The organism is Infirmifilum sp. (genome assembly GCF_049970975.1).
Lineage (GTDB): Archaea > Thermoproteota > Thermoprotei > Thermofilales > Thermofilaceae > Thermofilum > Thermofilum uzonense.
The window spans coordinates 1-7,470 of sequence record NZ_JBMFLX010000063.1; the positions used below are offsets into that span (position 1 = coordinate 1).

Genomic DNA, 7,470 nt, shown 5'->3' on the forward strand with positions numbered 1-7,470 from the left:
TCTACTATGAAGGACTGCAAGGGCTGTTGAGTCAAGCAGGAGCGAGGTAGATCCTGCCCTCCCCCAACCTCTACCTGTCAACCTCTATTATCAGCAATATAAGAACTCCTACTCCTTTAAGAGGCCTCTGGTCAGGCGACTGGCTACCTCCTCCGCGTCCTGCGCGTTAGACTTGACGGGCTCGTTAAACTCCTCACCCGAAACCCTCTTGCAGTATTAAGGGCGAACTCCAGCGCGTAGTGAACAATATTTTCGTCCTTCCTACTGTGAGTCTGGCATGTGGCTCAAGCAGACTTGGTCGAAATGGTTAGCTTTCCTTCATGCCCCTCGGGCGAGACCATCGAAATTTGACAATTGTGTGAACCGCTACTCTAGCGCCCGTCCGCAGTTGATGTCGAGGATTAGGGGATTTCTGTTTGACGGCCCACTATAGAAAAAGCTTATTATATAGAAATGCTACGTATATGATATGAGGTTGTCCAACGACTGCTGGAACGTTATCTCTGAAATGTCGTTGGCGGCTAGAGTAGTAGTTCATTACCAGCAGGCCTACGACGTTTTAGACGAGATGGTGAGGTTTGCAGAGACGCCGGACAAAGCCCTGGTCCCCCTTTACAGGCTGTGCAGGCTCGTCACCAAGACAGCTAAGGACATAATGGACGACGACAGTTTGAGCGAGGAGACGAAGAACAAAGCGTTAAAGAGGCTTGAAGTGTGGAGCGATAGTTTAGAGAAAGCGTTAGAGAGTTGCTTCAAGGACAAGGATGGGCCGAAGTGGATAAGGGAGTTCGCGGCCCTCGCGGTCTCCCCCGACCATTACATTTTTGAAGTCTTGAAACAACGGAAGTAGAAGAGGCGGGAGGTGGGTAGTCGTGACCTACATCAGGGTGACTGGGAGGTTCATCGCTCAGGTCGGCGCGCTCACGGGCTCAGACGTCATCGGCAACTACAACACGCACGCGGTGGCGAGAGTCGTGGTGCAGAGGGGGATCGAGTTCAGAACCTACGAGGTTCCGGTAATAACCGGCAACGCCTTAAAGCACTGGCACTCCGTTTACCTGGCAGATGTCTATACGGCCCTCGGCGGGCAAGCGGCCAACGAGTTCTGCAAGAAAGGGGTAGGGATGAGGGGTTACACCAAGGACTCGACACTAGCTAACGCAAAGGCTGCTAACAGCGAGGCAGAGGCAATAGAGGACCTCTGCAACGACATCCACGGCTTCCTAGTTCCCAGGAAGCAGCTGAAGAGGGACTCCCTCGTGAAGTTCTCCTTCGGCGTCCCGGTGCTCGAGGAGAGCATCCTAGAGTACGTGAGCAGATTCAGCGTGACCCAAAACAGGGTAGTCCCAGCAATCCCGGGTAAGAAGAAGTCTCAGGAGTCAGAAAAATCTCAGCCGGAAATGATGGTGTTCAAGCAGGAGTACTCCTCCGCTCCCCTGTACGGCTTCGCTGTGAGCATGAACCTGGCTTATGTGATGACGCCCATGTACGAGACTGTGAGTAACGAGTCGGGACAGTTCCCAATTGAGAGTGAAGTCAAGTTGAGGAAAAAGGCGGCCATAACTGCCCTGCTCTACATGTTTACTGGCGTCGGTTCTAAGCAAGCAAGAGCCCTCCCACTTATGGACGTCAAGGAGTTGATAATAGCCGTATCTGACAAGCCGCTGCCCAACCTTGTACACGGTTCCTATCCCGATTACGCGGTTAAGTCCATGGAGATCCTCAAGGCCTATAAGTTCCTCATGAATGACGACAAACTGAAGGTTGTGTGTTATAACGTCCAGCTAAACGACCTACAGTGTAAGAAGGCGAACTCGCTAGAGGAAGCGTTCAAGGAGGTCATGTCGTTCATAGAACCGCAGAGCACTCCGCCTCAGACAGGCAGCGCGGAGACAAAAGGTATATCGAAGTAAGGTGCCGGGATGAAGGTCCTCCTGGTTAAGTTAAGGGGCCCTTTTTACAGCGTTAAGATGCTCGATGTGTACCAGGTTGCAACTACTCTACCCTTCATACCTCCCTCGACACTCATCGGGGCTATAGGCAACGGATTGGCGTACTCGGGGGCTTGCAAAGGCATTAATTGCTTGAACAAGGCCATGGAGTTAGTCACCCACGCCCGGGAGGTCTTTGTTAAGGAGTTTGCGGTCGCAATCTCGCCTATTGTACTCAGGAGGGCGAAGAAAGTACTCGAGGATAAAAAGTTACCGAGGAATTTCAAAGAAGTAATGAGTTATAACGACGCAATGGTTAGGGAGTACTCCTACTCCCCTTTACGGCTGGTAATCGTAAGGGTGAAGGGCGAGCTTGAGCTTGTGAAGAAGGCTCTCTACCTAATGGAGAGACTCGGGGACAGCGAGTCCTTAGTAGCGGTAGAGGAAGTAAAGGAAGTGGAGGAGGTGAAGTGCAACAAGACGGAGGTTAACACGGTGACCAAGTTGACTTCTCTGGAGGGTATGTACACGGTGATGCCCTCCATTGACGAGCGTGGGGAGCGGGTTATGTTCAGCTTCCCGTTGTTACGGGTAGGCCCCCGCTACGAATTGGGGAGGATAAAGTACGACAGAACAGTGTGTGCCGGCGAGGCAATCTACCCAGAGGGCGATGACTGGTGAGGGACCTCGTAGACCTCATAAGGGAAATGGTGACTCTCTGGCAGTCCAATAGTAAGGGGCCGGTGAAAAGGAGCATTAGGGTCGACGAGGAAAGGCTGAAACTGCAAGCCGACCTCGCTAAGAGGATCTACGACGGTACTGACGAGGGCAGGCTCTTCCTGATGACGTTGCCCACAGGAACGGGCAAGACCGAGGCCTTCCTGGCCCCTTACTTCTTCCAGTTCGTTAAGGGGGAGTTCTTCGCGGGGAGGATGTTCCTCGTAGAACCCACTCACGCGTTGCTGAGCCAAATGAGGGAGAGGGTGGAGCTCTACGCCTCGATTTTCTCAGGAGTCAGCGTCGGAGAGGATCACGGCGACGTGGATAGGGCGACCTACCTTTACACTGCTCCCATTACACTGACCACGATCGACTCCTTCGCCTATGGATTCCTTGCGAAGAGGGTACACGAGTGGTGGAAGCAGGGTTACAGGACTGGCAGGTACTCTCTCCCAGTTGGGTTTATGGGGAACGCTTACATAATCTTCGACGAGGCTCATCTCATCCAGGACAGCGTGTTCTTGTCGCCCAGAGTGATGGGGAAGATAATTTGCAACCTAGTCAACTCTGGAGCCATCGTGGTCTTCTCCTCTGCCACCCTACCAAAGGCCGTCCTGGATAGGCTAACCAGGGACTGCAAGGACAAAGTCAAGGAGTTGGAGGTAAACGTGAGCGTTCAGAGGGATATAAACTTGACTTTCGTCTGCGAGGAGAAGTTGACCCCAGAAAAGGTCGAGTGCAAGGGCGGTACCTTGGTTATCATGAACACTGTTGAGAGGGCTAGGGAGATGTACTACGAACTGAAGAAGAAGTGCGGGAACGTTTACCTGATCCACTCGCTTATGACTAGGAGGGATAGAGATAACGCCCTAAAGGCCGTAGAGAAGGCGTTCAAGGGCAACGATGAAAGCTCCTGGCCCATCCTGATCGGCACGCAGTCGTTGGAGGTCGGACTGGACTTCCCTTTTAAGACGCTCTACACTGAATTATCTCCCATCGACAGCTTAATACAAAGATTAGGTAGGGTGGGTAGGGAGGGTGTTAAGGCCGATGCCTTTGTTTACCCTGTTGAGAATTACCTGCCCTACGCTGAGGATCTAATCCAGAGAACCCAGGAGATCCTGAAGAATAATCCTAACTACACGTCCCTCTTGGGTTCTCTCGACAGCGTGTACTCAGAGAAGGCGATCTCTAGCCTTGAGGAGAGAGGGGACGTGTTCTTACTCCAGGTAGAGGAATACATGGAGGCCCTTCACTTGTTCTCATACCCTCCCAGGGAAGACGTTCAAATAAGGCCGAGCACTTATGTCACAATTTACGTCCTGAAGAAGGACTGGCTGAAGCCTAACAATAACCTGTTCAGTGTCAGAAAGAAAGACCTAGATGAGCACTCACTGAGGTACTCCGTATCTCTCCTCGACGATTACTCCTGCGAGAGGTTAAGGGCGTTGCTGAACGACAAGGAGGTATTTACCTACGTGAAAGAGGATAACGAATCGGTGTATATAACGAATAAGTTCGGGAAATTAGAGCCTTGCGACATGAACTCGATCTACGTGATTAAAGACCAGGTCTACGACGAGGCAGGCCTCCGTATCGAAGAAGCGAAGGTCACAGAAGGAGAAAGGAAGGAAAAAAGAGCGAGAAAGACCTCGAGTAGGAGGAGGGGGAAGAAGAAGTGACCGGGTGTTGCGCGTTCTTCTACGACGTGAACCATTGCGTCGAGTCTTACTTCAAGCACATCTACGCTGCCTACATTGTGTGGGATAGGGCCTTTAAGAAGTATTATTTAAGGTCTGTACAGAGGGCTTTGAGGACCGATGCTGACCCTGTAGCCCTGGCAGTCCTCTACCACGACTTAGGCAAGCTGACAAAGGAGTACAAAGAAGGCAACAGGCGAGTATTTAGGCATGAGCTAGTAGGAGCCTACTTGGCTTACAGGCTAATTAATGACAACCGATCACAACTAAACCTATATGTGGCGCATGCAGTCATGCTCCACCACGAGTCTGGAATAATAGGTATCTACGCTGGGGAGAGGGGGGAGGAGTTCATAACACTGTCCACTCTAAGGGACGTCATCGAAAGCGCGGACTTAAGCGTATACTGTGACCTCACTTTAGACCCGTGGTACAAAAAAGCTAAGGCTGTCTACGGGAATGAGATAGATAAGATAGCTTCGGCCTTGTCTAACATGAACAAGGAGGACTTCTACGAGGCGATCAAAGAGATCGTGGTTAGGGCCACTGTAGGTAGGGTGGCCGACCTCCTCACGTTAAGGACGAGGACGGCCACACTGCTATTCCCCTTGACGTTAGTAGACTCCATTGCCGCTAGCCTCACGAGACCTAAGGAGCTAGTTGAGGGCGACTCAGGGACTTGGCTGACTAAGAGGGCTTTCGGCCTTGATGAACAAGGGCTCAAGCTACCGAAAGCTGAAATTCCCACGCAGGATGAAATAATGAAGGCCTTGAGGAGTGAGGGGATCCTGACATGAGTTTTTACACTCCGGGACACGGGCTGATAACAGACACCCTCATAATGCACGGGTTGATTCGGATACTTGCAGGGAACGGCGTTACTTTAGGGACGGTGAGGAGGGAAGGATTCAGGTACGTGATAGAGTTCAACGGTACTAATCTGTCTAAGGAGTTGGACTTCCTCGAGACTTTGAAAAGGGAAACGGAACTCTACCTGAACTTCCTGGAGAAGTCGCAGAACGTTAAGTCTGATTATGAAAACACGTCGAGAAAGCTCAGAATCGCTTACAAATACTTAAAGAAGCTAGACGCCGCAAACATCGACCAAAATAACCTTAACCATTTGCTCAAAAAATTAAATGAGAAGCTAGCGAGTCTAGACTTAGAGACCTTCAAGAGGCTCGACCATAAGGACGAGGCGCAGGAAGGAAGGGCTAAATCTAAGTCTTTAATTACTCTGTACCTGCCACTAAGCTTCGTTTACGGTAAGTACTATCAGAAAGACAGAGTCCTGTATGATAAATTCTACTTAGTATGTCCTAACTGCTTCATAACGAGCACGCTAGGCCTTTTGTTCGGAACCGCTGTGGTGAACTTTAGGGAGGGAGACAAGAAAGTGGTGTACCTAGTTACCTTAGCTCCTACCAACGAGATGAGGATCGTGGACGTCCTCTTGCTTCAGAGACTCCTGGAGAAGAAGCCCATAGAAATCAACGTGGAAATCAACGTTTTGGCGTCCATCTTATACGTCCTGTCACTCGGGGAGACAGTGTACGCGCTCAAGAATACCGACTTTGAAGCCATAGCCTGGAAACTGGTGAGATCTGGCAACTTCCAGAGGGCCGAGAAACATGAAACTGTCAACGTAGGCGACCTACTGGGGAAGATAGCTAGGATAAAATTGGACTTCCCAGAGTTCCCGAGGTTCATAAACGAGTGTCTCCTGAGAGACCAGGACGGGGCTATCATACTGAACGAGTTGGCTTTCTACCTAACGTTTGGTGGGGACAAGTACAGCGTAATGAGGAGAGTCGCCCGTTTCGTTACAGAGATGTTCAAGAAGGGGAGGACGGCTTGCCGTTACGATATTTCGCAGCTGGAAAGGGGCATAAGTTGAGCGGTGGCCCGAAAAACGAGAACGCCTTCTCAGCTTATAATTTAAGCGGAGAGGGTGCCGACCTCATGTTCATAAAGGAAACTAATTATGAGCCCTTGGCTTTAGTGGCACTCGAAATCTGAAGCCGTAACCCCTCCAAGGCGGATTCCTTTTGTAAAAATGTGAAGTTGTAACTCGAGGGATAACTCCGGGGAATATCCACCAGTCACTAACGGGGCGCGATTACTCATTGGTGGAAGCGCGTCAATGCATTAAAATAAGCATAGATTTAAAAGAATACGAAATGTTAGTGGTAGACCTTTAAGTTTTCCAGCAGACGGCCTGTAAGCCCGCTATTCCTGAAGGGGTACAAGTTTAATTTATTACTGGGAGCCAGGAATCTTATACATTTGACTTTGCCTGGAGAGTGAATAGAGAAGGCGCAGATACTTCTGCGTGAAGCTAAGCGTCACCTTCAGAGGGGATTTACTGGTTGTCATGCTATGAGGCCCAGCAAGCGGCCGAGCTGTACCTCAAGGCCCTACACATGAGTCAAACAGGTTTGTACCCATTCTCTCACGACCTCTCCTAGCTCCTCGAATCTCTAAGGGATCTCGGCATGGTACCACCCGATGAGCTCTTTACCTATTCCGATGCTCTCACACCACACTACACTTTAGCCAGTTATCCTGGACATAAGCCCGTCACATACGACCAGAGCTTGGCAGCCAGGTGTGTAGCCTATGCCGAGAAAATCATCGAGTGGGTTAGGCGAGTATCTGAGGCGTAGAGCCTCCCGGTTAAGCAAGCAGGACGAGCTGCTACAGGAGTTTGTCGCCAAGATAGCGGGAAAGCTTGACCGTTGCGCCATCCTTCTCTTCGGCTCAAGAGCAAGAGGAGACAATTTACCCTACAGTGACTTCGATATAGCCGTCATTGTCGAAAGAGTAGAGGATAAGCTAGCACTGATCGAGGAACTCCGAGCCTTGAAGCCCAGAGGCTTACCCGTAGATCTCATAGTACTTGAAAAAAGGAGCTTCAGGATCCAATCATTAAGAAGATGCTAGGCACTTCTCGTGTACTTTATGATGCTCTAGGAGGCGACTAGTATACCCTATTCTTGAAATAACCTTATGATTATCCTTTCATTTTTCATTTTCAATTTCAATGATTTTCAACCCTAAAACACCCTTAAGACTGCTTTTTACTGTAGGAGGTGTAAAGCGCCTCTATAACGCTTTTG

The 7,470-nt window shown here is 50.3% G+C and carries 8 protein-coding genes and 1 pseudogene; all 9 read left to right on the forward strand.

The window, feature by feature from the left end:
* Positions 1-475 precede the first annotated feature (475 nt).
* Positions 476-850, forward strand: coding sequence for a hypothetical protein (locus ACP5KC_RS07695; protein ID WP_428287168.1), 375 nt, complete (start codon positions 476-478; stop codon positions 848-850).
* Positions 851-872: 22 nt separating this feature from the next.
* Positions 873-1,913, forward strand: a complete 1,041-nt coding sequence (gene cas7a / locus ACP5KC_RS07700; RefSeq protein WP_428287169.1) for a type I-A CRISPR-associated protein Cas7/Csa2 — start codon at positions 873-875, stop codon at positions 1,911-1,913.
* 9 nt (positions 1,914-1,922) lie between these two features.
* The gene (gene cas5a / locus ACP5KC_RS07705) at positions 1,923-2,612 is read left to right on the forward strand and encodes a type I-A CRISPR-associated protein Cas5a (RefSeq protein WP_428287170.1); all 690 of its coding nucleotides are present in this window, start codon (positions 1,923-1,925) and stop codon (positions 2,610-2,612) included.
* Positions 2,609-4,333, forward strand: a complete 1,725-nt coding sequence (gene cas3, locus ACP5KC_RS07710) for a CRISPR-associated helicase Cas3' (RefSeq protein ID WP_428287171.1) — start codon at positions 2,609-2,611, stop codon at positions 4,331-4,333. Before cas5a ends, cas3 begins: the two co-directional genes overlap by 4 nt.
* On the forward strand, positions 4,330-5,148 hold the full coding sequence (locus ACP5KC_RS07715) for a CRISPR-associated endonuclease Cas3'' (RefSeq protein WP_428287172.1): 819 nt from the start codon (positions 4,330-4,332) through the stop codon (positions 5,146-5,148). Before cas3 ends, ACP5KC_RS07715 begins: the two co-directional genes overlap by 4 nt.
* On the forward strand, positions 5,145-6,248 hold the full coding sequence (locus ACP5KC_RS07720) for a hypothetical protein (protein ID WP_428287173.1): 1,104 nt from the start codon (positions 5,145-5,147) through the stop codon (positions 6,246-6,248). The genes ACP5KC_RS07715 and ACP5KC_RS07720 overlap by 4 nt, the downstream gene beginning before the upstream one ends.
* Positions 6,245-6,370 (forward strand): hypothetical protein, encoded by a 126-nt coding sequence (locus ACP5KC_RS07725; RefSeq protein WP_428287174.1) that lies wholly within the window; start codon positions 6,245-6,247, stop codon positions 6,368-6,370. Before ACP5KC_RS07720 ends, ACP5KC_RS07725 begins: the two co-directional genes overlap by 4 nt.
* A 350-nt stretch (positions 6,371-6,720) precedes the next feature.
* Positions 6,721-7,017: pseudogene (locus ACP5KC_RS07730) on the forward strand (HEPN domain-containing protein).
* On the forward strand, positions 6,971-7,294 hold the full coding sequence (locus ACP5KC_RS07735; protein WP_428287175.1) for a nucleotidyltransferase domain-containing protein: 324 nt from the start codon (positions 6,971-6,973) through the stop codon (positions 7,292-7,294). The pseudogene ACP5KC_RS07730 and the gene ACP5KC_RS07735 overlap by 47 nt, the downstream one beginning before the upstream one ends.
* The last annotated feature ends 176 nt before the right edge of the window (positions 7,295-7,470 follow it).

Excerpts from the sequence above, each read along its gene's own strand:
- ACP5KC_RS07735 (WP_428287175.1), top strand. The coding sequence starts at position 6,971 with ATGCCGAGAAAATCATCGAGTGGGTTAGGCGAGTATCTGAGGCGTAGA.
- ACP5KC_RS07720 (WP_428287173.1), top strand. The coding sequence starts at position 5,145 with ATGAGTTTTTACACTCCGGGACACGGGCTGATAACAGACACCCTCATA.
- cas5a (WP_428287170.1), top strand. The coding sequence starts at position 1,923 with ATGAAGGTCCTCCTGGTTAAGTTAAGGGGCCCTTTTTACAGCGTTAAG.